Below are 24,857 nucleotides of genomic sequence, written 5' to 3'. Positions count from 1 at the left end.
CTTTTTAATGAAATACTGTGCTTTATAAATTTTTATTTATGAAATATTAACTTTTGGCTTTAAGCGAACATAGAGCCGGTCAGCTCGCCGATGTGGGCCATCCCGCGCCGGGCGAGGAGGCGGCGCAGGTTTTGGGCGATTCCGCGGGCGGCGTCAGGTTTATAAAAATTCACGGTGCCGAGGCTGACGGCGTTCGCCCCGGCGATCAAATGTTCCGCGGCGTCGTGCCAGTCCTCGATGCCGCCGGTGCCGATGATGGGCGCGTCGGGGAAGGCGGCGCGCACCTGGGCGATCATCCGTACCGCGACGGGGCGGACGGCCGGCCCGGAGAGCCCGCCCGCCCCGCGGGCCAGCACCGGCCTCGAGCGGCCCACGTCCACGACCATTCCCAGAACGGTGTTGATGAGCGTCAATCCGTCGGCGCCCCCCTCCAGGGCGGCCCCGGCGGGGAGGGTCACGTCGGTCACGTTGGGGGTCAGCTTCACGAAGAGCGGCAGCCCGCCCGCGGCTTCCTTCACCCTCCTCGTCAAATCACGGAGTATGGTCGGCTCGGTGCCGAACTGGAGCCCGCCCCGGCTCACGTTGGGGCAGCTCACGTTGAGCTCCAGCGCGCAGATTCCTTCGACGGCGGCCAGCCGACCGGCCACCTCCACGTACTCCTCCTCGGTGGACCCGCCGACGTTGACCATCACCGGGAGGCCCAGCCCGAGAACCTCCGGCAACACCTCGGCCAGAAAGCGTTCCAGGCCGACGTTGACCAGACCGATGGAGTTGAGCATCCCGGCCGGGGTCTCGACGATCCTCGGCGGGGGGTTGCCCTCCCGGGGTTCCCGGGTCACCGTCTTGGTGACTACGGCGCCGACGCCCTCCAGGCCGCCCAGGCGGTCGAGCTCGGGGCCGTAGCCGGCGGTGCCCGAGGCGACGAGAATCGGCGTGGCCAGCGTCAGTGGGCCGAGCCGCGTTTTCAGGGAAGATTCGGGCGCCGGGGGCGTGGATTCGACTTCCAGTCGGATCGGCCGGGGCGTGGACGGGAGCGGCCAGGCCAGCTCGCGGGCGTCGAAGAGCGGGCCGTCCTGGCAGACCAGAAGGTAGCCGCCGCCCGCCGCGGGGACGGCGCAACCCCGGCAGAGCCCGGTTCCGCAGGCCATGAGCGCCTCGAGGAGCACCCAACACTCGACGTCGTGGGCTCGGCAGAGCTCCGCGACGCACTCCAACATCGCCTCGGGCCCGCAGGCCACGACCAGTGGCTTTTCTTTTTCGAAGAGGATTTCCTTTAGCCGCGCTTCGAGGGCGGCGGTCACCAAGCCGCAGAGACCCTCGTCGCCGTCCTCCGAGGCGGAAATGCAGGTGATACCCGCGGGCGCGGCGTCCACGTATCCCCGCACCTCTTTGCCGGTGGCGGCGCCCGCCAGGAGCTCGACGGTCGCGGCTTCGGCGCGGTAGACCTCGGCGAAGCGGTAGAGCGGCGGGGTGCCGATGCCTCCCCCGACGAGAAGCAATCGCCGGCCCCGGGCGTCGAGCCGCCGGGCCTTCCCGCACGGCGCGAGCAGGTCGAGGGAGTCCCCGGGCCCGCGCTCCGCCAGCCAGGACGTTCCCGGCCCGACCGTGCGCACCACCAGCGAGAGCGATCCGTCGGGTCCCATCCCGGACACGGAGAAGGGGCGCCGCAGGAGAACCCCGGCCCGCCGGCAGTCCACCTCGACGAACTGGCCGGGCACGGCGTCCACGGGCGGGTCGGTCCGGAGCACCAGTTCCGCCACCCCGGTCGAGAGCACCCGCCGGGAGACGACCTCGGCCCGGACGATCCGCGGGGTGCGCGGTCCGGCGGGACGCGCCTCCTTTTTTTTCATTCCGTTTCCACGGGCTGAACCGCCTGCGCGGGCTGAACCGCCTCGGATACGACCTCCTCCACGGGGGGCGGAATCGGCGGAGCTGTCGCGAGCTCCACGTTGACCCCGGTGGCCGCGGGCGTCGTGCGCTCGACGAAGACCCACTCCGGCGCCGTGTCCAGTTCGTAGTCGCCGGCCACGCCCGAGTGTGTGCCGAAACCGGCGATGGCCTGCGCCACGGGGCCGGCTGCGGCGGTGTCGGCCTCGATTATCGCGCGCAGGACGATGCGCGCCGCGTCGTAGCTCGCCGCGGCGACGGGACCCGGAACGTGACCGATGTTGTTGCGGAAAGTCTCCACGAAGGCGGTCGTCTTGGCGTTGGGCGATTCCGAGGAGAAGCCGCCCACGAAGTACCCCTGGTCCAAAACGTAGTAATCGGGCAGCTCGAGACGCCGCGGTTTGGCGGTGGCCAGGGCCACGAAGGGCGGGTTGTACGTCAGCTCGGCGCAGGACTTCAACAGGCCCAGGAGGTCCTCGGTGGAACCGTTGAGGATGACTCCCGAGACGCCTTCGGCGAGCATCCGGTACGCCGCTGAATCGTAGTCGTAGCCGGAGAGGGAGAGCTCCAGGTCGAGGTACTCCACCCCGGAACGGCTCGCCGTCGTGCGACTTACGGCGTCCAGCGCCCGCACGAAGTCGTCGTGGTACACGCGGAAGAGATTCCCCTCCCCGGACACCAGGGCGAGGGTATCCATTCGGGCCCACTCGACGGCCACCGTCACCGCCTCGGGTATCAACAGGCGGCTCTCCACGCTCAGGTTGTACACGAAGGACGATCCTACGTCGGCCGACGCGCCCATGAAGTCGGAGCTGAAGAAGACGGCGGTTCCGAGCTCGTCGGAAAGACGCGCCGCCAGACGCACCGTGTCGGGGTCGGGGTCGGTGACGATGACGGCCGCCGCACCGTCCGTCTCCACGAGACGGCGGAACAGGCGCTCGAAGCGCGCGATGTCCCCGCCCGTGTCGTAGTGGATGATCTCCAGCGGAACGTCGGAGTCGGTGAAGCGCGACTTCACGAAGGCGTTCACCAGGAGCTGCGCGCCGTGGACGCCCTCCAGGCCGTAGTACGACCGGTCGCCGGTCTCGGGGCCCAGGACGCCCAGGTACGCACCATCGTGGTGGCCGCAGCCGGAGCCCAGAAATAAAAGGAACGCGCAGAGGAGCAGGGTCGGAACGAAACGCGTCCCACGGCTCAGCCGAAAGGCTAGCCTGGGAGCCGTTCGTTCTTGGCGGGCGCATCTCATAAGGTCATCCCTCTTCTGCAGTGGGTATGGTTGAATAACGCGGCACGCACGTCAGTCCCCGTCGTCCGCCTTGACGAACACGATGACCTGCGACTGGACACGGTCGTAGGCGGCTAAAAAGGACCGGAACGCCGGGTAATCGGCGATTGACACCTCATCGGCGTCTATGCGGAGCTCGTCGGTGACGGTGAGCGTAGGTTGCACCTCGCCGCCCGAGGTATTACCTACATAATCGTACGTCACGGACATGCTCGCCAGTGGGTCGCCCTCTCCCGTGGTGAGGGTCTCGCTGCGGCTCTCGGGGAGGGAAACAGGCCGGTATCCCGGCGGAAGCGCGTAAACCGTGCGGGTGTTCTGCAGCCAGCGGTAGTCGAAACGCAGCGGCAGCGTCCGCTCCGTGAGCGAACCGTAGCGCTGGGCCAGGAGGTCCTGGTGGACGTGCGTGGCGAAGACGAGGGTGTCTCCTTCGCGGCGCGCGAGGCCCGGAACCCGCAGATCGTAGGAGTAGTGAACGTTGTCGTCGGTGTCGGTGACGTCGGAGATGTCCACCGAGTAAACGTCGGTCCCCGGGTAGCGCCGGTTCCAGTAGACCTCGAGGTCCGTCTCCTGCATTTCGGTCTGCTGGTTGTCCGCGCGGCGCTCGGGGCTGAGCTTCGCGCCGTAGTCCAGCTCCCGGTGCCCGACCGCGTTACCCGAGGGCGCAAGGACGAAGCGGGTGCGGCTGAAGATGAAGTTGTCGTCGGCGGAGTAGAAGGGCGTAGGAGCGAAGTATCCCCCGTCGGGGGTGCTGACGTAGGCCTCCACGCCCTGGTCGCCGGACGGCAGCTCCCACCAGGTGTTGAAGTCCGTCGTGCCGTCCAGGAACAAAAGCGAGCCGAACTCGTCCCCGGAAAGGGTGAGCTTGGTGTGCACGTCGGCGAGGTCGAAGCCCTCCTGGAAGGGGACGGCGCAGATCATGTGGTTGAAGAGCCCCAGGGCGGCCTGGTCCCACTTTATCGCGCCCCGGTCCCGGGTGCGGACGAGCACCGGGTACGCCTCTATCCCCAGGGCGCGGTAGAGGCTGACCATGAGCGCCGCCGAGGCCTTGCAGTCGCCGTAGCCCGTGTGCACCGTGCTCTCCGGCTCGATGGGCTTCCAACCGCCGATGCCCAGCAGGATGGCGACGTAGCGCAGCTTCCGGGTCACGTAGTCGTAGACGGCTTTGATCTTCTCGAAGGTCGTCCCGGCGCCGGCCTCGTTGACGATACTGTCGGCCAGCTCGCGGATACTGGGGGTGGGGGTCAGGGTGTCCTTGGAAAGCTGCCACCACCAGCGGCCCAGGGCGCGCCAGCCGTCGAAGCTCGAAACGACGGCAAAGGGGAGGACCTCGATCAGCGGCACGGCGGACGCCTCCTCGACTATCCGCGGGATGTCGGTCAGGGTCCAGCGCCAGACGCGCCGGAGGGGAAAGTCCTCCACATCGGGCGCCGGGGCCGAGTTCCAACCGTGGTAGTGCAAAAGGTCCTTCGGGGCGAGGACCACGTACTCGGCGATGTGCGTCGGCTGGTAGTTCCCGAAGACGAAGGTGTCGGAGAAGTGCCCCTGGTAGATGTTCTCGCCCACGTCGTCAATCTGGTACTCGATGTCAATCACCGCCCCCGGCTCGATGCCCGGCAGCGGCGTATAGCGCGTCACGGAGCCCGAATACATGCGCGCTTCGGGGTCCGAGGCCGAGTACTCCTTCCAGTCCGACGCCTCCAGCTCCGTCCCGTCTTGCCGAATGACCCGTACATGCCGGACCTCGTAGGTCTCCTCGTTCGGCACGTACGAGAAGTACGCCCAGCCGAAATCCTCCAGCGCGTCCTCGGTCTTGAGCTTTATCACCCGGTGCACGACCCGGCTCGCGGTGCCGTCGCTGTTCACCTTCACGATTTCCTGGTCCAGGAGAACCTCGGCGTTGGCGTCGGGATCCAGGGGCGTGAGCCGCGCTTCGAAGGCGTCGGCGAGGGAGTAAGCGTCGTAGGCGTAGGGCTCGTCGAACGGCTCGCCGTCGTTTTCCGCAGGCTCCGCCGACCGGGCGGTCGCGGCCAGGGTCCTTCGGTAATCGGTGACCCAGGTGAGGTTTGGCTGTATTTCGAGGGCCCTCGCCCATTCCTCCTCGGCCTCCGGCGTGTTGCCGTTCTCGTAATCGGCGCAGGCCTTCTGCGCCAGGAGCTCGGCCTCCTCGGGGCAGATTGCCAGCGCCTCATCCAGGACGCGCGCCGCCTGAGCGTAGTCCCCACCATCGCCGAGGAGCCGGGCCTCATTTTGGTACAGCCAGAGCGAATAGGGCGCGAGCGGCCTCGCCCCTTCGAGGAGCGCCTCCGCCCGAACGGTGCGCCCGGCGTCCACGAGGAGGTCCGCCAGGCGCCCCAGGGTGGATTCGTCCGCCGCATTCCGCTCGAGGCCGCCCTGGAATATCGCGACGCGCTCGTCCACGCCGAGGCGGCCCTGGCTGTACGCGGCCAGTTCCTCCTCCAGGGGGCCGTAATCTGGGTGGAGCTCGGCCATTCGGTCGAGCGTCCGCTTACGCTCGAGCTGGTATTCCCGGAGCCCGAGACCAAGCGCCTCGAGGTGGAGGAGCTGGAGGCAGTCGGGGTTCTCCAGGAGCCCCCGCTCGGCGTAAGCGAGACCATCGTCGGGACGCTGGAGCCCGGAGTAGGCATCGGCCAGACCGATGCAGCTCTCGACGTGGTGCTCATCCGCGTCGAGCGCCTCGAGCCAGGCGAGCTTGGCCGGGTTGAAGTTCTCCTCGTAGAGGGCGTAGGAATGGGCGACGGGCGCCCAGGGGAGGTTTACGGATGAGTCGGCCCTCCGGAAAGACCGGGAGAGGGTAAAAGCCCGGCTGAATAGCTCGCGGTGGAGGTGTGAGTCCTGGTCGGCCCTGCGCTCCCGGGCCTCCAGGTGACCGAGGTAGTAGAGGGCGAGGACGTTGTCGTGGTCGCTGAGCTCCTGCAGGCTGGCGTAGGGGTCGGGCGCGGGCGCGAAGGTCTCCGGACCCCGCACCGGACGACGCCAGCCCGAGGGCGGCGCGGAGCGGTGCTCCAGTGGGAGCGGCTCACCGGCGCGGTCCGTGGTCCGCAGGTAAACCTCCCAGCCCCCCGCGTCGCAGCAGGTCTTCATCAAAATCTCGTGCCAGCCGGGCTCGAGGACCACCCCGACCCGGTCGGTGTCGGGATGGGCCCAGCTCCGGTAGCCCTCGAAGGACAGGACATCGGCCCCGTCCACCCACAGCCTGAACGCGCCCACGGCCCCCAGGCTCAGGATGACCTCGGTGCGCTCCGCGACCCGGACCCAGGTCGCCAGATAGCCGCAGACCTGGTTGTTCGGCCGGGTGACCGCGGAGAGCTGGAGCGGTCCGTAGAAGGGGCGGAACGACTCCCCGTCCCCCCAGCCCGTCGGGAGCCCCGGGTCCAGAGCCAGGGCGAAGGCCGGTTGGGGGAAATCGCGCCAGCCCACCTCGACCCGCTTCCCGGCGTAGCGGGCGGTGAGGTCCACCCGCCCGTCCACCTCGGGCCCGTAGAGGGTGTCGAAGCCCGCCTCGCCGGTGTTGTCGAAGGGGCCCAGGTAGCTGAAGAAGCGGAGGAAGCCCAGGTCGTGCGTCAGCCGGGTCGCCTCCACCGCCCCGTCGGGGCAGCCCGCGGCCCGGTGAATGTCTACCAGGATGGTCCGCGCCTCGGTGCGCAGGGCGGGGTCGGCCGAGGCCATGTCCGCCAGGGAGCGGCAGAGCGTCTCCAGCTCCGCATCCCCTCCCGGGAACTCCCCGGCCGTCTCGGTGAGCCGCCGGAGGTAGACCAGGCTCTCCGGCCTGTCCGGCTGCAACTCGATCAGGCGGGCTAGATCGCGGAATGACTCGGCGTACTCCCCCAGCCCCTGGTGGAGCAGGCCCCGGAGCTCACAGAGGGCGCAGGCCGCCGGACCGTCGGCGGGGGACGGGCCGGTGTCCAGCCGGGCCAGGAGCTCCCGGGTGTCCGTCCCGCCGAGGTAGTCGCACCAGGCGGCGAGGGCGTACTCATCTGCGGAAAGGGAGGCGTCGAGGGGCGGCGGGCCGTCCAGGCTTGGGTAGACGCTGGCGGCCTCGAGGGCGACGGCGCTCGCCCCGACCAGAGTCGGAACGAGAACCACCACGAAGAGGGCGCGCCCGAGGTTTCTCATCACCCCTATTCCCCTGAAAGACGCAGGTGATGATAGCGGTCCGGGGCCGCATAAGTCAACTCCACCGCTCCGCCGAAAGGGCCGTGACCCGGTTATTCCGAGCCTTCCCTTGACCCCGGGCCGTCTCTATCGTATGATACACCGCTCGACCGGCGCACCTACCACGCCGGTGAGTGAAAACGCCCTGTCGCGAGCCGGAGAAGGAGAACCCTTGGCCCTAACGATACGACTCAAACGCTACGGAGCCACCAACCGACCCACGTACCGCGTCGTCGTCGCCGAACGGAGCGCCAAACGGGACGGCAAGGTCGTCGAGGAGATCGGACACTACAACCCCCGCACCGAGCCGAGCACGATGGAGGTAAACTCCGAGGCCGCCCGCCGGTGGATGGAGAAGGGTGCCCTGCCCTCCGGGGCCGTGCGCAACATATTCAAGAAGCTGGGGATAGTCTGAGCCGGCGACGCGAGGGGGGCCCAAGCGGAGTGTGGCGACAATCCGCGCCATTGGCATTTTAACCGGCGACGCGAGGGGGACGCATCCACAGGGGATTTTTAACGGGACCAGCGCCGGTTTGAACCGGTGACGCGAGAGGGGACCCGCCGCCCGACACCGACCGCGCGTCCCGTCAACCGTGTCGCCGCGCGGACTCTTATCGGACGATTTCCGGGGCCCACAACAGGCCCCGTTTATTTTAATATCCACCGGGGTGGAAGCTTGGAGCCGGAAGACGAACTGATCCTGCTCGGTCGCCTGGGCCGTCCGTGGGGCCTGCGGGGCGAGCTGGCGTTCCGGCCGGAAAATTCCGGCGGCCTGCCCTTTCACGAAAAAATCACCCGCGTCCTTTTGGGTGGCGAGCCCTTCACCGTGGAATCCTGGAGGACCGACGGCTCCGGCAGGCTGTACCTGCGCCTCGCCGGTGTCGAGACCCCCGAGGGGGCCGGGGTCTTCGCCGGCCGCTCGGTGTACGTTTCCCCCGACGAGCTCCCGGTCCACGGGTCCCCCGGGGAGAACGGCGCGGGCGTCTGGTACGTATACCGGTTGGTGGGTCTCGCCGCGCGTTACGCCGACGGGGGGGAGGCGGGGCGGATCGTGGGCGTCGAGCCCGGCGCGGGGGGAGCCGCCGACGTGCTGGTCATCGAGACGCCGGGGGGCGGGGAGCTCCTGGTTCCCTTCGTCCGTGCGGTCGTCCTCGCGGTGGACCCCGACGGAGGGAGGGTCGTCATCCGGCGCATGGAGGAGGAAGAGGTTCCGTGATCGGTCGGTGCCGTTCGGTGTTTCTGGTCCTCTGCGCGCTGGTGGCGAGCGGTCTCGCCGACCCGGCCACCGATTTCTACGCCGAGAAGGCCCGCCAGCTCATCTACGCCGACGCCTCCCTGGGCACCCCGTCGGAGTACGAGGCCCTGGTATCGGCGCTGCGGGCCTCCCGGTTCGCCGACGCCGCCGCGCAGCTCCAGGCCATCCTCGACCACGGTTTCCCCACCCTGCGCCAGCGCTTCGCCCTGGCCTTCTGCCTGGCCGCCGCCGGGAACCACTCCGCCGCCCTGGAACGCTTCACCGCCGAGACGGCCGTCCCGCCCGACCTCCAGCTCGGCCTGGCCGAGGCCTTCTGTCTGCACATGCTGGGGCGCACCGCGGAGGCCGCCGCGGTCTTCATCGAGGTCGCCGAGGAGAGCCCCTACCCCCAGGAGAGGTTCCAGGCGGCCTGGAACGGTCTGGTGGATTACCACGACGCCGCTCTGTCCCTGGTGCTGTCCCACGAAGACCCCCCCGTCCCCGACCTGGTTTACGAATACCGCGACGCCTACGACGCCGTTTCCGGGAACTTCCCCTTCGGCGACCCGGTCACCCCCCGGGAGAGGGCGGTGGCGGACCTGGCCGAGGTTCTTGTTCCCTACGGCCTCTACGAGCCGGCGAAGGACCTCTGGCTGGAGGCCTATGAGAGCGACGCCCTGCCCGATTACGGCGGCGAGGGTGTCATCAGCCGGGCCTACGCGGCGGTGAAGCTGGCCGATCTGGAACGCATCCGGGGGCGCTACTCCGACGCGAGCGCCTGGTACGACCGCGCCCTGGAAATCGCCCACCCCGAGGGGCCGATCAGGCCCTACGCCGAGGCCCAGCTCGAGGCCCTTCAGCTCATCCAGAGCGGCGAAATTGCCGAGGCCGTTTACCGCGGGTCGCCCGTCTCCGAGGAGGAGAGCCGGGAGGGTCGCCGGCGGATCAACGAGCTCCTCGCCTCCGGCGAAACCGGTCCCAACCTCCTCGCCGCCGCCGAGACGGCCTTCATCCGTATGGTGGACGTGGAGCTCGGTCTGGAGCTCTTGGAGCAGGCCCGGGAGGCCGGGGCCAACCCATCGCGGGTGGCGGCCATGGCCGGCGCCGTGGGCACCGCCCTGGAGAGGACGGATCGGCTCGAGCCCGCCGTGCGCGCGTACGAGCTGGCCTGGAGGGCGGGCCTCAACTCCGACCGTTTCGTGACCTACCTCCAGGCCCGGATGAACCTGGCCAAACAGAAGGGCGAGCTCGAGGAGGCGGTCTGGGACGCCATAGACCTTCTGAACATGGGGCTCGGGGAGGACCACCTCCTGGCCTTCGGGATTGTGCTCTGCGACCTCGGTCGCGAGCTGTCCAACGCGGACTACCTCTGGCGGGCGGTGGAGCTGGGGCACCGGATGACGAGCCCGGAGCGGCTCCCCCTCCTCCTGGCCGCCGCCGACGCCTTCAGCCTCTACACCAAAAACCCCGTGGACTACGAGCACCTCATGCACGTGCGCAACCGGGCCGTGGTGGCCATGGCCGAGGCCTACAACATCGCCGACGACATCCAGCGGATCGAGGTCCGCGTCCTCTCAGGACGGGTTTACGCCGACTACTTCCGGGCGGCCTACGCCGACGACCCCACGGGTGCCGAGACGAGCCGCGAGAACGCCCGGAAGGTCTGGTCCATCGCCCGCGGGGACGCCCTGGAGATCGGGGACACGGACACCGTGGAGCGCATAGACGCCCTCGTGGCGGAGCTGGCCGGCGTCTCCCCCTTGCCCGGCGCGCCCTTGACAACGCCCGTCCGGGCCGATAAGATACACCAAGCTCGCTTTGGGAAAGACCTAACCCCAAAGAAGTGAAGGAATTCCCTTCCTTCACCCTCGCGGCGGCGCGGATCGGGGGAACCCGAGCCGGCCGAACGACGTATTTTACCAACGGTCGGGGGAAAATTTCCCGTTGCGGCCCCCGCAGCCGTTAGTGACCCGACGACGGGGAGGGCGTCATCCCCGGGGGTGACGCGCCCGGAATAATGCTTTCGACCGTCCGGCACGACTCCCTAGCCCGGAACGGTTTCGAGGAGGTTCTGATGGGGAAGTGGATCGTAATCCTCGCGGTCGCGCTCCTGACGATCGCCGTATCCGCCCAGGAAACCGAAGGCCCGCTGGCCATATCCGTCGGGACCGACGCCGCCGCCCCCCGGATGACCAAGTGGCTCGTCTTCGACCTCGACATGGCCTACCACTCCAACTACGAGGAATACACGGGGCCGGACGGCATCCCCGCCAAGCGGCTGGTCAAGTGGATCGGCGCCGGCATCGCCATCGCCATCAACTACGACCTGATGCAGTGCTCCAACATCTGGATGGTGGAGCGGAGCGAGCTCTTGAAGAACTTCCAGGACCTCTACATGATCCGCTACAGCCTAGACCCGGACAGCGCCCAGGGCGAGGCCAAGCTCGACCTTGTCTCCCTCGACCCCAACTACGCCAAGGACCTCAACCGGGCCTTCAACGCCGACTACATGATAGTGGGTTCCTTCGACAAGCCATCGGTGGAGGAGGTTTCCGTCAAGCTCCGGGTGCTCAACGCCGACGAGCCCTTCGCAGAGGTGGCCGTCTTCGAGCGCACCGGTCTCTACGAGGAGCTGCCCACCCTGTGCCGCGATCTCTCCCACGACATCATGGATGAGTTCGCCCTCTACGAGCGTCCGGGTACCGAGAGCTACTGGGCCGAGCCCATAACCAACAACCTGGATGCCTTCCAGTGGCTCGGAAGGGCCATCTCCGCCGGGCACTCGGGCAAGATGATCTCCTTCTTCGACGAGGCGATGTCCGTTGACCCCAACTTCTACATCACCCTGGTCGAATACGCCAAGGTCCTGTACTTCGAGAAGAACTTCGAGGAGGCCTTCGATCTCCTGGACAAGGCGACCGCCCTCAAACCCGGCGTGCAGCTCGGCTGGCTCCGCCGCGGCAACGCCTACTTCTTCGCCGCCAGCCAGATAGACCAGAACATCGAGTACCTGAACGACCCGGACAAGGCCCCCGAGGGCTGGACCCTGGGCGCCGAGGATTACATCAAGTACTCCACCGACCCCGCCCTCGTCGAGGAGTACTTCGACAAGGCCCTGGAGTACTACAATAAATCCGTGGAGGTGGACCCGGGCTTCGTCTCCGGCTGGGTGAGCGTAGCCGAGACCAACGAGCGGCTCTCCACCCTATACACCAGGCGGGCCGAGGGGTCGGTGGACCCCACGGAGGTCGGCAACTTCACGGCGCTCTCCGAGGCGTACACCGACCGGGCCCTCGAGACCTGGAACCACATCCTGACGATCACCGACCTATCCGACCGGGCGTACCAGAAGGTGGCGCTCTCCATGTGGGAGGTGGACAACGCCAAGGCCCTCCAGTATTTTCTCCGGTCGGTTCAGATCAACCCCCGCAGCCAGGTGTCCGTGATAAACGGCGCCATCCTGGCCGACGGCCTGAAGGACTACGCGGCGCTCAAGGTTTTCGTGGACGCCTACTTCAGCTGGGCCGACGAGACCAACAGGTACTGGGACCGCTTCGTGGATTATTCCATGGAAGTGAACTGACGGTCCGGAGTCGCCGGGGCATTACTTCGCTCAGCTTCGTTTCGAGGGGGCTCCCCGTGGGAGCCCTTTTTTTTAAGGCGTTTTACCGGGGCGTAACTCGCTTCGCTTCTCGGCGGCGCCGACTTTTTCCGGGGGGATGCGTTTTCTGATATAATGCTTTCCTAATTAAGGCAGTTGGCCCATCATCTCCGCGACGCGACCGGGAGGGGCGAGCACACCGCGGTAGGGGGGGATACGGATAAAATGATCGAGGCCGTCATCTTCGACCTGGACGGCGTCCTGGTGGACTCCGAACCGCTCCAGTTCGAGGCCTACACCGAGATTCTGGCCGGCTACGGTCATACCCTCACCCGCGAGGATTTCATCGAGAACTGGATCGGTCAGGGGAGGCTGCCGGAGCACCTCAGAAGGTACGGCATCGAAACCCCCGTCGAAGATATCCGGCAGGCGAAGAACGAACTCTACCTCCGACTCATCCGCGAGAAGATGAAACTGCGCCCCGGCATCGAGGGGCTGGTCCGCCGACTGAGCCGGGAGATGCCGGTGGCCCTGGCCTCCAGCGCCCATCCCGACTCGGTGAACGCCGTGCTGGACCGCTTCGGGCTCCGTCCCTACTTTACGGTCGTCCTCACGTCGGCCGACGTGTCCAACAACAAGCCCGACCCGGAAATATACCTGCGGGCGTCCGAGATGCTCGGGGTGCCTCCGGCTGGCTGCCTGGTCTTCGAGGATTCCCGCCCCGGCGTCCTGGCGGCCAAGAGGGCCGGGATGATGGTCATCGCCCTGCCCCATGATTTGACCCTCCACCAGGACCTATCGGCGGCCGACCTCGTCATCTGCGACCTGCGGAACCTCCGCCTCCGCCTCGGCCGGCGGCGCAACCCCCGGGACGAAGACGAGGGGTGAGCGGAGAACGGGCGTCCCCGCTCCCGCCTCGAGCGGGATTTTTTTTAGCCCCTGCGATTTAAGAAAAGGGGGGTTCACCCCTCGTGAAACATTCCGGGGTGGGGCGGGACGGCGCTCCCGCTTCCCCCCGACCGTCCTCCGGAACGCCGCCCCGGGCCGTCGTTAAATACTAATCGCGCTCGACCGCGAACGTTGATTTAAAAAAAGAGAGCCGAGGGGCTCCCTTCGTTTTACCGCGGCGGCTCAGCGCCCCGGCTCGATGCCCAGCAGGCGCAGGACGGTGGCGCCGGCGAAGCCCAGCACACCCAACAGGCCGGTGATGCTGGAGATGATGAGGAACACCTGGGGCAGGTCGTACGCCAGGAAGCCCAGGCTCAGCAGGGTTCCGACACCCGAGACGATCGTGAACGCCGCGAACACTAACAGGGCGAAGGGGACGACCTTGGAGGAGATCGCTTCGAGCTTGTTATCGGTGAAAATCGTCGAAATCTTCAACAGCACGAACCCGACGCCGCCGAGAACGGCCCCGATCAGGACCTGAAAGATGAACCAGCCCAAGCCGCCCATGCCGCCGGTGATGAGCATCAGTATCCCGGCAAGGGCTATCCCGCCGCCTACCAACATCACCTCCAGGTCGTTCAAGAGGCCCTTCAACTGCTCCTTGAAGATGAACCCAAGGGCGACCATACCTCCTCCGAAGAGGATGCCGAGTACGGGCTTCGCCGCTCCGTACCCGTAAACGCGCGTCGCCAGCGATGAGAGGAAAGCCTGTACCGGTCCGCCGAAGTTTGTGAAGGCGATGAAGAGCAACCCGAGCAACCCGAGTGAAAACACGATTCGGGCCCATCCGCCCTCGTCCAGCCGCGAGATCGCCGGGGCGGGTTCGGCCTCCGTCCGTGGCGGTTGTGCGGCGGACCGTTCGGGCGCCGTGGCCGTCGGCTGCGCTTGCCCGGTGGAATCCGCCGGGGTCGGCGCCTGGACCACCTGTTGACCGCATTGGGGACAGAAGTTCGCGCCCTCGGCAATCTCGGCACCGCAATTCGGACAGAACATATCCCTTCCTCTTTCGAAAGAGTCCCCCCGCATTCCCGGGGATTTTTAAAAAGCTTCCCTTTCGGCGGAATTTTATGATTAAACGGCGGCGCGGTCAACGTCCATCGGTCCCGCTCCTCCGCTTTCCTGCAAAGCGGGGGCCTTCTAGGCCCCCCTGGTCGGGGTGAGAGGATTCGAACCTCCGACCACCTGAACCCCATTCAGGTGCGCTACCAGACTGCGCTACACCCCGCAAGCTTGAAGCTTGACACTGTCCCGCGACGGGAGCTTTTTGTCGTTCGAAATGTCAGCGCCGCGAGCGACGCCGGTTTACTTATTAGGTTTCAGAGCTTGAAGCTCCACACTTAGCCGCGACGGGAGCTTTTTGTCGTTCGAAATGTCAGCGCCGCGAGCGACGCCGATCTACGTACACAGGTTTTAATTGAGCTTGAAGCTTGACACTGTCCCGCGACGGGAGTCTTTGGTTATTCGAGCGTTTATAGCCGCGAGCGACGCCGGTTTACTTTTACAGTTTTCTTAGCTGTAGGGGCGGGGCCCCGCCCGCGGGCGACCGCAGAGGACTCGTCCTACGGGTCGCCCCTACATCATCGCAGTTGGGGGTGATGGGCGGCTTCCAAATCGAGCCATTTTTCACCCGCACACCCCGACCGCCCACCCGCGGCGAGGGCGCATTATAGCAAACGGCCGGGGTCCAGTCCAGACGCGGGCGTCAAGCCAGGGCCTGCTCCAGGTCCGCGAGCAGGTCGTCGGCGTCTTCCAACCCCGCGGCGATGCGGACCAGCCCCGGCGTGATGCCGTACCGGGCCTGCTCCTCGGGGCTCATGGTGGAGTGCGTCATGCTCGCCGGGTGCTCGATGAGCGTGGCGCAGTCGCCCAGTGAGACGGCGACGGTCATCAGTTTTACGGAGTTGATGAGCCTGGCGCCCGCCTCCACGCCGCCGGCCACGTCGAAGCTCAGTATCCCCCCCGGGCCGAGCATCTGCTTTTTGCCGACCTCGTACTGCGGGTGCGATTCCAGGCCGGGGTAGCGCACCCGCTCCACCTTGGGGTGGCCGTCGAGGAAGCGGGCCAGCGCGATGGCATTGGCCTGGGACCGCTCGACGCGCAGATGAAGCGTCTTCAGCCCGCGCAGAAGGAGCCAGGACTGGAAGGGGGCGATGACCCCGCCGATGTCGGTGCGCCAGTCCCGCGACTCGTCCATGAATTCCCGGGGTCCGCAGTACGCCCCGGCCACCGCGTCCCCGTGGCCCCCGACGTATTTGGTGCAGCTGTGGAGCGCGATGTCGGCGCCGTACTCCAGCGGCCGCTGGAGGTACGGGGTGGAGAAGGTGTTGTCCACCACGAGGAGGACGTCCCGGGAGTGGGCCAGCTCCGCCACGGCGGCGATGTCGGTGACGGCCAGGGTGGGGTTGGCCGGCGTCTCGACGAAGACCAGCCGCGTGTCCGGACGCATCGCCCGCTCGATGTTCCCCGTATCGGTGGTGTCAACGAAGCTAACCTCGATGCCAAGCTTCGGCAACAGGTGCTCGAAGAGGGCGAAGGTGCCGCCGTACACCGCGTTCCCCGAAACGACGTGGCCCCCGTGGGCCACGTGACATAACAGGTTGTGGATGGCGGCCATGCCGGAGGCGAAGGCCAGCCCTTCGTCGGCGCCCTCCAGGTAGGCCAACTTTTTCTCGAAGACCTTGACGGTGGGGTTGTCCAGCCGGCTGTAAATGTAGCCGTCCTCCTCACCGGCGAAGCAGGCGGCGCCGTGCTCGGCCGACTTGAAGGCGAAGGTGGACACCTGGTAGATGGGGGTGCTCACGGCGCCGGTGGCGGGGTCGTGCTCGTCGCCGCCGTGGACGAATCGGGTGCCCCTGCCGGGGCGCATGGGGGGGTCTGCCATTCGTTGCCTCCCGTAACTCGCGGGTCCCTGTTTGAAACCGCAGCCTGAGACCGGAACGGGGTGATTATAGGTTCTGCCCCCCGCGTTGTAAATGTCGGGTTTACCATTTCGGCGGTTAACTGGTATAATCCCCCCGAACCCCTCCCCCGGTGACCGATGCCCGAGGAAACGCACCCCGGTGGCCTGGACGAGCAGTTGCGGAGCTGGTTCGCCTACCAGGACCGGCGTCGCGAGCTGCGCGCCGCGGCTCGGCGGTTCCGGGCGGCCTACCTCGCCGGCCGGACCCGGGAAGAGGGGACCATCTCCCCCCACCTCGTGTACCTTCTCGGCTTCCTGAAACGCAGCCGGGCTCTGGCCCGTCTGTCCTACGTCGGCGGGGACGGTCTGGTGCGCCGGCAGCGGCTGGTGGAGCTCTACGAGCTGGATTCGCCCCATTTCTGGGTTTACGACCTGGGCGGACCCGGGGCCGATGCCGGGCGCTCCCGCGGCGGCCGCCTGGTGCGCGTGGCCGGGTGGCGGACCATCCTGCTCAGGCCGCTGGTCTTCCAGACCTTCCGCCCCCGCAAGGACGTCATCGAGCGGATCGCCCGACTCCGGGGCCGGGAGGCAAAGCGGAGGGTCCGGCGCCTGATGCACAGCCTGGACCGCCGTCGGCGGGGGATTTTCTGACCCGGAGTTTTCTAGGGGCACCGTCCGACCGCGGGCGGTTTTTTTTACGTTCAAAGCGGGGGCCGTCTTAGATAAGGGGCGCATCCACAATAACTTGTTGACTACACGGACCGGATGTTGTTATACTCCGCCAGAGTTGCACATTCGCCGTAGCCGACGGGGCTGACGGACGGGCATCTCGCTTTCGGAACCTCGATCCCTTTGCCGGGTTAATCGCTTCTTTTCGTGTCACCGACCGGGAAATCTAGAAGAGCCGTGAAAAACTTAAAACGCGTCAAGGTAAAGGTCCGGAAAACCCCCACGGTTCTCGAGCCATTCCCCGGGTTTCGCGACACGAATCGGTGACCCCGCCCCGGCGGCCCGCCCAGCCAGCCCCGTCTCAATTTTTCCTCCAACGAGCGCCTCGGGCGTTTGAGACGGGGTGATCCCCAGTGGGCATCTTCTCCCCCCCCTACCTTTACATATCCCTGGTCGTGGTCCTGGTCCTCGGTGCGGGGCTGGGCTATTGGCTGCGCCGCATTTTCGCCAAACGCAGGCTCGCCTCCGCCGAGGAGGCCGCCGAGAAGCTCCTGGTGAACGCCCGGAACGAGGCCAAGTCCATCGTTCGGGAAGCCAAACTCGAGGCCCGGGACGAGGCTTCGGCCATCAAGCTCCAGTTCGAGAAGCAGGCCGACGAGCGTCGGGGCGAGCTCCAGCGCATCGAGAAATGGCTCTCCTCCAAGGAGGGCCAGCTCGAGAAACGGGAGTCGGAGTTAGATGAGCGACTGGAGGAGGTGAAGGCCCGGGGGAAGAAGCTCGAGGAGCTCGAGGTCACCCTGACCACCCGGGATGAGCATCTGGTCAAGCTCATTGACGAGCAGACGCGCCTGTTGGAGCACCTGAGCGGGATAACGGCCGAGGAGGCCAAGGCGATGCTGTTGGAGAACCTGCGCGCCGAGGTGGAGCACGAGTCGGTCAGGCTGTTGAAGGAGATGCGCGAGGAGGCCCAGGCCCGGGCCGAGGACGAGGCCCGCAAGATCATCACCAACGCCGTCCAGCGCATCGCCAGCGATCAGGTGTCCGAAATCACGGTCAGCGTGGTCCAGCTCCCCTCCGACGAGATGAAGGGGAGGGTCATCGGACGCGAGGGCCGCAACATCCGCGCCTTCGAGATGGCCACCGGCGTGGACGTGGTCGTGGACGACACCCCCGAGGCGGTGATCCTGTCCGCCTTCGATCCGGTGAAGCGCGAGATAGCCCGACAGACGATGGAGAAACTGATCCAGGACGGCCGCATCCACCCGGGGCGCATCGAGGACATCGTCGCCAAGGTGTCGGCGAAAATGAAGACCACCCTCCGCGAGTCCGGCGAGCAGGCGGCCCTGGACACCCACGTGCAGGGGCTGCACCTCGAGCTGGTGAACCTCCTCGGCCGGCTGCGCTACCGGACGAGCTTCGGTCAGAACGTCCTGCAGCATTCCCTGGAGGTCTCATACCTCGCCGGTATGATGGCGGCTGAGCTGGGTCTCGACGAGAAGCTGGCCCGGCGCGCGGGGCTTCTGCACGACATCGGCAAGGCCGTGGATCACGAGGTGGAGGGGACTCACGCGCAGATCGGGGCCGACCTCACCCGGCGGTTCAACGAAAAGCCGCCCGTGATCAACGCCGTCGAGGCGCACCACGACGCCGTCGAGGCCGCCACGCCCGAGGCGGTGCTTGTGATGGCCGCCGACGCCCTCTCGGCCGCCCGGCCCGGCGCCCGCCGAGAGACCCTCGACCTCTACATCAAGCGGCTCACCAAGCTCGAGGAGATCGCCGACTCCTTCCCCGGCGTCGAGCGCTCCTACGCCATCCAGGCCGGGCGGGAGATACGGATCATCGTCAATCCCGCGGATTCGGACGACCTCCAGGCCGACGAGATTTCCCACCTGGTGGCCCGCCGCGTCGAGAAGGAAATGGAGTATCCCGGCAAGATCAAGGTAACGGTCATCCGGGAGCACCGGGCGACCGACTACGCCTCGTAAGACGAACCATCCAGGACCCCCAGGGTGAAGCTCGGAAACTCGCTTCGGTTGATTCTGGCCAACCTCCGCCGCCACCGACGGCGCAGCGTCCTGTCCTCCATGGGGATAGCCCTGGGTATAGCCGCCCTGGTGTTTTTGGTCGGCCTGGGCCAGGGGGTGCGCCGGGAGGTCATCGAGGGCATCCTGGCCAAGCTCCCCTTGAACGAGGTCATCGTGACCCAGGGCCCGGGGCTCCTGGGCGAGCCGGCGCCGCTGGACGACGCGGCGGTCGAGCTCCTGGGGAGCCGCCCCGGCGTCACCGCCGTCTACCCCGCCCTCACCGCCGTCTTCCCCTGCTCCCTGCGGGGGGTGACCATCGGCCCCTTCTCCCTGCCCACCTTCCGCACCGACATGGGGGTTGACGGCTGGGACCCGCGGATGATCGAGGTCTCGGCGGCGGAATACCGCAATGTCACTCTCTCACCCGGCGAGATACCCGTCATCCTCTCCCCCCAGCTCCTCGATTTCTACAACGAGGGCTTCGCCCCGGCCAACGGCCTCCGGCGCCTGACCGCCGACCAGGCCCTCGGCACGCGCCTGGGCATCTTCCTGGGGCGGTCCAGCTTCGAGCGCGGGGCCTACGTCGAGCGCACCGGCGTGGTGGTCGGCTTCTCGCCCAAGGCGGTGGTGCTCGGGGTGACGATTCCCCTGGAGGAGGTCGAGAAGGCCGCGCGGCTCACCGGGCGGACCGGGCCGGAGGGCTACACCCGGGCCTACGTGGTCTGCGCCGACACCCGGGTCGCCGCCGAGCTGGGGGCCTTCGCCCAGGACTCGGGCTTCGGCGTCGAGAACAGCCGCGAGGCCGTCGAGAAGGCCGGCCTGACCATTGACACCGTCACCGCCGTCCTGGCCATCGTCGCCGTGATCATCCTCTTGATCGCCGCCTTCAGCATCTTCAACAACTTCAGCCTCCTGGTCAGCGAGCGCAGCGTCGAGATAGGCGTCCTGCGCTGTGTGGGCTGCACGCGGGGGGACATCCGCGGCCTCTTCGCCGGCGAGGCGGGTATAATCGGCCTGGCGAACGGCGTCGTCGGCGTGCTCCTGGGCTGGGGGTCCACCGCGGTGGCCAACGCGCTCCTGGTGGAGTACCTGCCCGAGTTCACCTTCAAGCCGAAGAACTTCTTCTACCTCCCCTGGTGGCTTTTCGTGAGCGGCGTTCTCCTGGCGCTTCTGGTGGCGGTCGTTTCCGCCTGGCTGCCGGCGCGGAGGGCCAGCCGCATACCGCCCGCCGAGGCGCTCCGCAAGCTGGAGGCCTAGGCCCTGCCGCCGCGGAGATTTTCCGCTCTACCGGGCGCACAATGAGACTCACCCTCCGCCACATCCTGCCGGTACTCCTCGTCCCCCTCGCCGCCTCGGCCTATTCCACCTTCGGCCAGAACAAGGTGGCCTACCGCGACCTGGACTGGCAGGTCCTGGCTACCGAGCATTTCGACGTCCACTTCTACCCCGAGGAAGAGGAACTGGCCGGTATAACCGCGGAGCTGGCCGAGAGGTACTATGACGAATTGGCGCTCTCGTTCGGCTGCACCGTGCCGTGGCGCGTCCCCGTCTTCGTCTACGCCGACCGGACCAGCTTCCGGCAGACGCGCATCTACGCCGGGTTCCTGCCCGAGTCCGTGGGCGGCTTCACCGAGTACATGAAGGGGCGGGTGGCCCTGCCCAACGGGGGCGACCTGGCCGACTTCGCCCACACCCTCCACCACGAGCTGGTCCATGTCTTCGTTTACGCCCTGCTGCGCTCCTCGGTGGAGGGGCGCGGCGTCGCCAGTTACGCCCGACCCTCCCTCTGGTTCGAGGAGGGGCTGGCCGAGTACCTCAGCCAGGGCGCCAATACCGAGATGGAGATTTACGTGCGGGACCTGGTGCTCGAGGAGAAGGTCGTCCCGCTCACCGAACTGGAGTACTACGGCCCGGTGTTTCTCTTGTACAAGGAGGGCCAGTCCGCCGTGGCTTACATCGCGAATACCTACGGCGAGGACGCCCTCTTCGATCTCGTCCGCAAGTCCTACACCAGCGAGTACTTCAGCGTGGTCCTCCGGGACGCGCTGGGGGTGGACCTCGAGGAGCTCGACCGGGACTGGCGGAATTGGCTGAAGCGGCGCTACTACCCCGAGGTCGCCGACCGGCTGTTCCTGGACGAGGCGGGGGAGCGCCGCACCGGCGAGGTGGAGATGGCGCTGGCTCCCGCCTATGCCGAGAAGGACGGCGTACCGGGTTTCGTCTACCTCTCCGACTACCTGGGCTACCAGGGTCTCTTCTGGGCGCCGCTCGAGGGGGACCTCGACTACACGAGCCTCCTCATCGCCGAACGGGACCCCGCCTACGAGAGCCTGCTCATGTTCGCCACCTCCCTGGACGCCGACCCCGCCGGGCGGGTGGCCTTCGTCGCCGGCCGTCAGGGGCGGGACGAGCTCTGCGTGTACGACCTGAGCTCCGGCGGCGTGACGGATCGGTACACCGTGGGGGACACCGTGGCCCTCTCGGACCCCTCCTGGGACGGGGGGAGAATCATCCTCGTGGGATTGGACGCGAGCGGCGCCTCGGACCTCTACGTGGTGAACGCGTCGAACGGCTCGGTGGAGCGGCTGACCCGGGACTTCGCCTACGAGTCGGACCCCGTCTTCACCCCCGACGGGGAGGCGGTGGTCTTCGCCTCGAACTCCGGGGGCGTTATCATCTCCGGCGACCGGAACCTCTTCCGGCTGGAGCCGGATACGGGAACGGTGGTTCCCCTGACCGAGGGGCCCTGGAAGGACTCCGGCCCCTTCTTCGATCCCGGGGGCCGGCTGTGCTTCACCTCGGACCGCGGGGGGGCCGCCGACCTCTACCGCCTGGAGACCGACGGCTCGGTCACGCGCCTGACACGCCTCTTCACCGGGGCCTGGAACGCCTCCTTCACCCCCGACGGACGCGTCCTGTGCGAGGGGCTCCAGGGGTACCGGTTCGGCGTCTACCTCCTCGACGGGCTCGAGGAGTGCGCCGCGGTGGAGGAGCCGGCGGTCGCCGTGGAGGAGGAGCTCCCCAGCCTGGCCACCCGGGAGGAGATAGGCGAGGTCCACCCCTACAAGACGGAGTTCACCCTGGACGTCGTCCGCTCCGAGGTCGCCTACGACCCCGAGTTCGGCACCGGCTTCGGCACGGCCCTCGGGCTGACCGACCTCACCGGCGACCAGCAGATGATCTTCCAGCTCTACTCGGTGGGTGAGAGCTTCGACAACTTCTTCGACTACCTCAACGTCGCCGCGACCTACGTCAACCGGAGCCGCCGTCTGGGGTGGGGCGTCGGGGCCTTCCACTACGTGGACGACTACACCGACTACACCACGCTCATCCCCTACTACGAGAGGCGGTACGGGGTCGTCGGACTTTTCAACTATCCATTCAGCCGCTACGTCCGCCTGGAGGCGAGCGTCGTCGCCCGGGGGAGCGAGCTCTACGACTACATAGACGAGACCTGGACCAACCGCCCCCTCGCCTCGGGCTACCTGGGCTTCGTTTTCGACAACACCCTGTGGGACCTGATCGGGCCGGTGGACGGCGCGCGGGTGAACCTGTCGGCGGGCCAGACTTTCGATCTCTCCACCGGGAGCGCGGCCTACGACTCCTTCTGGGGCGACCTGCGCTACTACCTGCGCACGAGCCGGCGCACGACCCTGGCCACCCGGGTCGTCGGGCGCTTGTCCGACGGTCCCGACGCGCGCCGCACCTACTTCGGCGGCTCGCTCTCCATGCGCGGCTATCCCTTCGGCTACTTCAACGGCACCCGCCTCGTCATGGGCAACCTCGAGTGGCGCTTCCCGGTGCTGGACTACCTGGCCCTGGGGCTGCCGGCGGGCACCATCGCCTTCACCCACGTCGAGGGCGCGCTCTTCTTCGACGCGGGAACCGCCTGGGATTCGGGCGAGGACGTTCCCGGTCTCGAGGGGGACTTCGGGGTGGGGCTGCGCCTGGGGCTCGGGCCCTTCGTCGCGTTGCGCTTCGATTTCGCCTGGCTCACCGATTTTTACGAGGTTCAGCGGGAGGCGGAGTTCGGGTTTTACATCGGCTGGAATTATTAATGGAAGCGGCGGGGTTAGGAATCCCCGCCCTACGGCCGACGAAAGCCGGACGTAGGGGCCGACCGGCGGCGCGCCGTTCAGGTCGGCCCGCGGGCGGGTCTAAAGACCCGCCCCTACATCATCGCAAACGGGTTGACAAACCGTCCAGCGTTGGGTTAACCTTTGCGCCCGCGGGATACAACACCGGGGAGCACGGATGATACGCACCTACCAGCCCAGCCGAATCAAGCGCAAGCGGGACCACGGTTTCCGCAAGCGTATGCGCACCAAGGGCGGCCGCCTGGTCATCGCCCGCCGCCGCGCCCGGGGCCGAAAACGGCTCACCCACTAGTCCGGCGTCCCGATGCAACGTATACCGAGAGAGGTTCCCGCGAGGGGCCTTTTTCACACCCGCCCCGGATGAGTTACAATAGAGCGATGCGCCACCCGCACCCGCGCTCGTCGAGGCTGACCTCCGCCCGGGACTTCCGTCGGCTGTTCAGGTCGGGGAGGCGCCTGCAATCGGGCCCGCTCCGCCTCGTCTGGCTGACCGAGGGGGTCGAGGGGCTGCGCTACACGACGGTGGCGGGGCGCAAGGTGGGGAATGCCGTGGTGCGCAACCGCGTCCGCCGCCGCCTGCGCGAGCTGTTCCGCGTCAATAGGCACCTTTTTAACGTACCCGCCCATCTGGCGCTGGTGGCCGGACCGGGGGCGGGGGAGCTGCCCGGGAACGAGCTGCGCCGCCTGGCGCTGGATCTGTGGGACCGGGCCGGTCTCCTGGGGAGTGAAGATGGACCCTGAATTCACCGAGTTGAGACGGAGGGTGCGCGAGTTGTCGGGCCTGAACCTCCGCCGGACCGACCTCCTCGCCGAGGCCTTCACCCAATCCTCCTGGCGCAACGAGAACCCGGAGTACACGCGCGATTACCAGCGCCTGGAGTTCCTCGGCGACGCGGTGATTGACCTGGTGGTGGCCCGGGAGCTGTACGAGAGCCTACCCGGGGGCAACGAGGGGGACCTCACCCAGGAGCGGGCCTCCCACGTCAAGGGCGAAAACCTCGCCCGGATGGGGCGGGAGCTGGGGCTCGGCGAGTTCGTGCGGCTGGGCAAGGGTGAGGAGCAGTCGGGAGGCGCCGAGCGCAGCGGTCTCCTCGAGGACCTCTTCGAGGCGCTCGTGGGCGCGATTTTCCTCGAGCACGGCTACACCATTGTGGCCGACTTCATCCGCCGGATACTTCTGGGCGTGACCGAAGACGACCTCTTGACCACGGATAACCCCAAGGGGAAGCTGCAGGAGCTCTGCCACCGGCGGAATTTCACCCAGCCGGGTTACGAGTGGGAGGTGAGCGGGCCGGACCACGAGCGGTGCTACCGGGCGCGGGTCATAGTGGATGGCGTGGTGCGCGGCGAGGGGGAGGCCGGTTCGAGGCGCCTGGCGGAGGCGAGGGCCGCGGCCCGCGCGCTGGAGCTCTTGGGGGAGGATTAGGGGACGTGATGAAACCCTACTCCGCGCCTCGGCGATTGCGCTGACGTAGGGGCGGACCTTTAGGTCCGCCCGCGGGCGACCGTGGAGGACTCGTCCTACCGGTCGCCCCTACGGGGCGGATGCGCGGGATAAGGATGTAGGGGCAGGTGTCCACACCCGCCCGTGTGATTCACCACCGCCCGATGCTTGAACGTAGGGCGGGGATTTGCCAGGGGCATAGCTCGCTTCGCTCGGTTCCTATCCCCGCCGCTTTTTTCTAAGGCAGCCCTCACCCAGGTCCGTGCCTCGATGCTTGCGCTGACGTAGGGGCGGACCTTTAGGTCCGCCCGCGGGCGACCGTGGAGGACGCGTCCTACCGGTCGCCCCCTACGAGGTTGTACCGTAGGGGCAGGTGTCCACACCCGCCCTTTTAATAAATAACCCCTCATCCAGAGGGGTGAGGGGATAATGGGGGACCCGATGAACGTCAGGATGCCTTGGGGACCTCCGCCGCCGCCGCGGGCAGCCGCCGGACGAAGCTCGACTGCGGGCAGGCCCGCAGGGCGTCGGCGAAATCGTGCCCCGGATGGTCGAAGTCCAGCACCGGCAGGGCATCGTCCATCTCGATCCCGCCC

General features: G+C 67.3%; 17 protein-coding genes and 1 tRNA gene. 12 read left to right on the top strand and 6 right to left on the bottom strand.

Going from position 1 to position 24,857, the window contains the following annotated elements:
* Positions 1 to 59 precede the first annotated feature (59 nt).
* Genes VM054_05685 through VM054_05675 form a run of 3 tightly spaced genes read right to left on the bottom strand, consistent with a single transcriptional unit; the run spans position 60 to position 7,306 of the window.
* The gene (locus tag VM054_05685; protein ID HUT98553.1) at positions 60 to 1,850 is read right to left on the bottom strand and encodes a dihydroorotate dehydrogenase; all 1,791 of its coding nucleotides are present in this window, start codon (positions 1,848 to 1,850) and stop codon (positions 60 to 62) included.
* Positions 1,847 to 3,133 (bottom strand): ABC transporter substrate-binding protein, encoded by a 1,287-nt coding sequence (locus VM054_05680; protein HUT98552.1) that lies wholly within the window; start codon positions 3,131 to 3,133, stop codon positions 1,847 to 1,849. Before VM054_05680 ends, VM054_05685 begins: the two co-directional genes overlap by 4 nt.
* Before the next feature lie 51 nt (positions 3,134 to 3,184).
* Positions 3,185 to 7,306: a DUF3857 domain-containing protein gene (locus tag VM054_05675; protein HUT98551.1), complete on the bottom strand. Its 4,122-nt coding sequence runs from the start codon at positions 7,304 to 7,306 to the stop codon at positions 3,185 to 3,187.
* Between the two features lie 211 nt (positions 7,307 to 7,517).
* On the opposite strand from VM054_05675, the gene rpsP reads away from it, so the two are divergent.
* The 5 genes from rpsP to VM054_05650 all read left to right on the top strand — a co-directional run bounded on the left by rpsP (position 7,518) and on the right by VM054_05650 (position 13,068).
* Complete coding sequence (gene rpsP, locus VM054_05670; GenBank protein ID HUT98550.1) at positions 7,518 to 7,760, top strand: 30S ribosomal protein S16; 243 nt, start codon at positions 7,518 to 7,520, stop codon at positions 7,758 to 7,760.
* Positions 7,761 to 8,021: 261 nt separating this feature from the next.
* On the top strand, positions 8,022 to 8,561 hold the full coding sequence (rimM, locus tag VM054_05665; protein ID HUT98549.1) for a ribosome maturation factor RimM: 540 nt from the start codon (positions 8,022 to 8,024) through the stop codon (positions 8,559 to 8,561).
* A 17-nt stretch (positions 8,562 to 8,578) separates the two neighbouring features.
* Complete coding sequence (locus VM054_05660; GenBank protein ID HUT98548.1) at positions 8,579 to 10,426, top strand: hypothetical protein; 1,848 nt, start codon at positions 8,579 to 8,581, stop codon at positions 10,424 to 10,426.
* Between the two features lie 227 nt (positions 10,427 to 10,653).
* Positions 10,654 to 12,162, top strand: coding sequence for a hypothetical protein (locus tag VM054_05655; GenBank protein ID HUT98547.1), 1,509 nt, complete (start codon positions 10,654 to 10,656; stop codon positions 12,160 to 12,162).
* A gap of 243 nt (positions 12,163 to 12,405) precedes the next feature.
* On the top strand, positions 12,406 to 13,068 hold the full coding sequence (locus tag VM054_05650) for an HAD family phosphatase (protein HUT98546.1): 663 nt from the start codon (positions 12,406 to 12,408) through the stop codon (positions 13,066 to 13,068).
* Positions 13,069 to 13,311: 243 nt separating this feature from the next.
* On the opposite strand, the gene VM054_05645 is transcribed toward VM054_05650, so the two are convergent.
* From VM054_05645 to VM054_05635, 3 genes are all read right to left on the bottom strand, one after another.
* Positions 13,312 to 14,121: a zinc-ribbon domain-containing protein gene (locus VM054_05645; GenBank protein ID HUT98545.1), complete on the bottom strand. Its 810-nt coding sequence runs from the start codon at positions 14,119 to 14,121 to the stop codon at positions 13,312 to 13,314.
* Positions 14,122 to 14,276: 155 nt separating this feature from the next.
* Positions 14,277 to 14,353: transfer RNA gene (locus VM054_05640), tRNA-Pro, on the bottom strand.
* A gap of 477 nt (positions 14,354 to 14,830) precedes the next feature.
* Positions 14,831 to 16,009 carry an aminotransferase class I/II-fold pyridoxal phosphate-dependent enzyme gene (locus VM054_05635; protein ID HUT98544.1) on the bottom strand — a complete coding sequence of 393 codons (1,179 nt, stop codon included), beginning with the start codon at positions 16,007 to 16,009 and terminating at the stop codon, positions 14,831 to 14,833.
* Between the two features lie 156 nt (positions 16,010 to 16,165).
* Here VM054_05635 and VM054_05630 point away from each other — a divergent pair, with 156 nt between their 5' ends.
* The 7 genes from VM054_05630 (at position 16,166) to rnc (ending at position 24,243) form a co-directional block, all read left to right on the top strand.
* Positions 16,166 to 16,678: a hypothetical protein gene (locus VM054_05630; protein HUT98543.1), complete on the top strand. Its 513-nt coding sequence runs from the start codon at positions 16,166 to 16,168 to the stop codon at positions 16,676 to 16,678.
* Between the two features lie 431 nt (positions 16,679 to 17,109).
* A complete protein-coding gene (gene rny, locus VM054_05625) occupies positions 17,110 to 18,681 on the top strand; it encodes a ribonuclease Y (GenBank protein ID HUT98542.1) in 1,572 nt (523 codons plus the stop codon).
* A gap of 24 nt (positions 18,682 to 18,705) precedes the next feature.
* Complete coding sequence (locus tag VM054_05620; protein HUT98541.1) at positions 18,706 to 19,977, top strand: ABC transporter permease; 1,272 nt, start codon at positions 18,706 to 18,708, stop codon at positions 19,975 to 19,977.
* Positions 19,978 to 20,018: 41 nt separating this feature from the next.
* Complete coding sequence (locus tag VM054_05615; GenBank protein ID HUT98540.1) at positions 20,019 to 22,778, top strand: BamA/TamA family outer membrane protein; 2,760 nt, start codon at positions 20,019 to 20,021, stop codon at positions 22,776 to 22,778.
* A gap of 196 nt (positions 22,779 to 22,974) precedes the next feature.
* Positions 22,975 to 23,109 (top strand): 50S ribosomal protein L34, encoded by a 135-nt coding sequence (gene rpmH / locus VM054_05610; GenBank protein HUT98539.1) that lies wholly within the window; start codon positions 22,975 to 22,977, stop codon positions 23,107 to 23,109.
* An 86-nt stretch (positions 23,110 to 23,195) separates the two neighbouring features.
* On the top strand, positions 23,196 to 23,558 hold the full coding sequence (rnpA, locus tag VM054_05605; protein ID HUT98538.1) for a ribonuclease P protein component: 363 nt from the start codon (positions 23,196 to 23,198) through the stop codon (positions 23,556 to 23,558).
* Positions 23,548 to 24,243, top strand: coding sequence for a ribonuclease III (gene rnc / locus VM054_05600; GenBank protein ID HUT98537.1), 696 nt, complete (start codon positions 23,548 to 23,550; stop codon positions 24,241 to 24,243). The genes rnpA and rnc overlap by 11 nt, the downstream gene beginning before the upstream one ends.
* Positions 24,244 to 24,857: the final 614 nt, after the last annotated feature.

The sequence above is a fragment of the bacterium genome, from assembly GCA_035528375.1.
Lineage (GTDB): Bacteria > RBG-13-66-14 > RBG-13-66-14 > RBG-13-66-14 > RBG-13-66-14 > RBG-13-66-14.
This window is presented reverse-complemented; position numbering and strand designations above follow the sequence as displayed.

Coding starts and splice junctions, on each gene's coding strand:
- VM054_05685 (HUT98553.1), bottom strand. CDS start 1,850: ATGAAAAAAAAGGAGGCGCGTCCCGCCGGACCGCGCACCCCGCGGATC.
- VM054_05680 (HUT98552.1), bottom strand. CDS start 3,133: ATGAGATGCGCCCGCCAAGAACGAACGGCTCCCAGGCTAGCCTTTCGG.
- VM054_05675 (HUT98551.1), bottom strand. CDS start 7,306: ATGAGAAACCTCGGGCGCGCCCTCTTCGTGGTGGTTCTCGTTCCGACT.
- VM054_05655 (HUT98547.1), top strand. CDS start 10,654: ATGGGGAAGTGGATCGTAATCCTCGCGGTCGCGCTCCTGACGATCGCC.
- VM054_05650 (HUT98546.1), top strand. CDS start 12,406: ATGATCGAGGCCGTCATCTTCGACCTGGACGGCGTCCTGGTGGACTCC.
- VM054_05645 (HUT98545.1), bottom strand. CDS start 14,121: ATGTTCTGTCCGAATTGCGGTGCCGAGATTGCCGAGGGCGCGAACTTC.
- VM054_05635 (HUT98544.1), bottom strand. CDS start 16,009: ATGGCAGACCCCCCCATGCGCCCCGGCAGGGGCACCCGATTCGTCCAC.
- VM054_05630 (HUT98543.1), top strand. CDS start 16,166: ATGCCCGAGGAAACGCACCCCGGTGGCCTGGACGAGCAGTTGCGGAGC.
- VM054_05615 (HUT98540.1), top strand. CDS start 20,019: ATGAGACTCACCCTCCGCCACATCCTGCCGGTACTCCTCGTCCCCCTC.
- rpmH (HUT98539.1), top strand. CDS start 22,975: ATGATACGCACCTACCAGCCCAGCCGAATCAAGCGCAAGCGGGACCAC.
- rnpA (HUT98538.1), top strand. CDS start 23,196: ATGCGCCACCCGCACCCGCGCTCGTCGAGGCTGACCTCCGCCCGGGAC.
- rnc (HUT98537.1), top strand. CDS start 23,548: ATGGACCCTGAATTCACCGAGTTGAGACGGAGGGTGCGCGAGTTGTCG.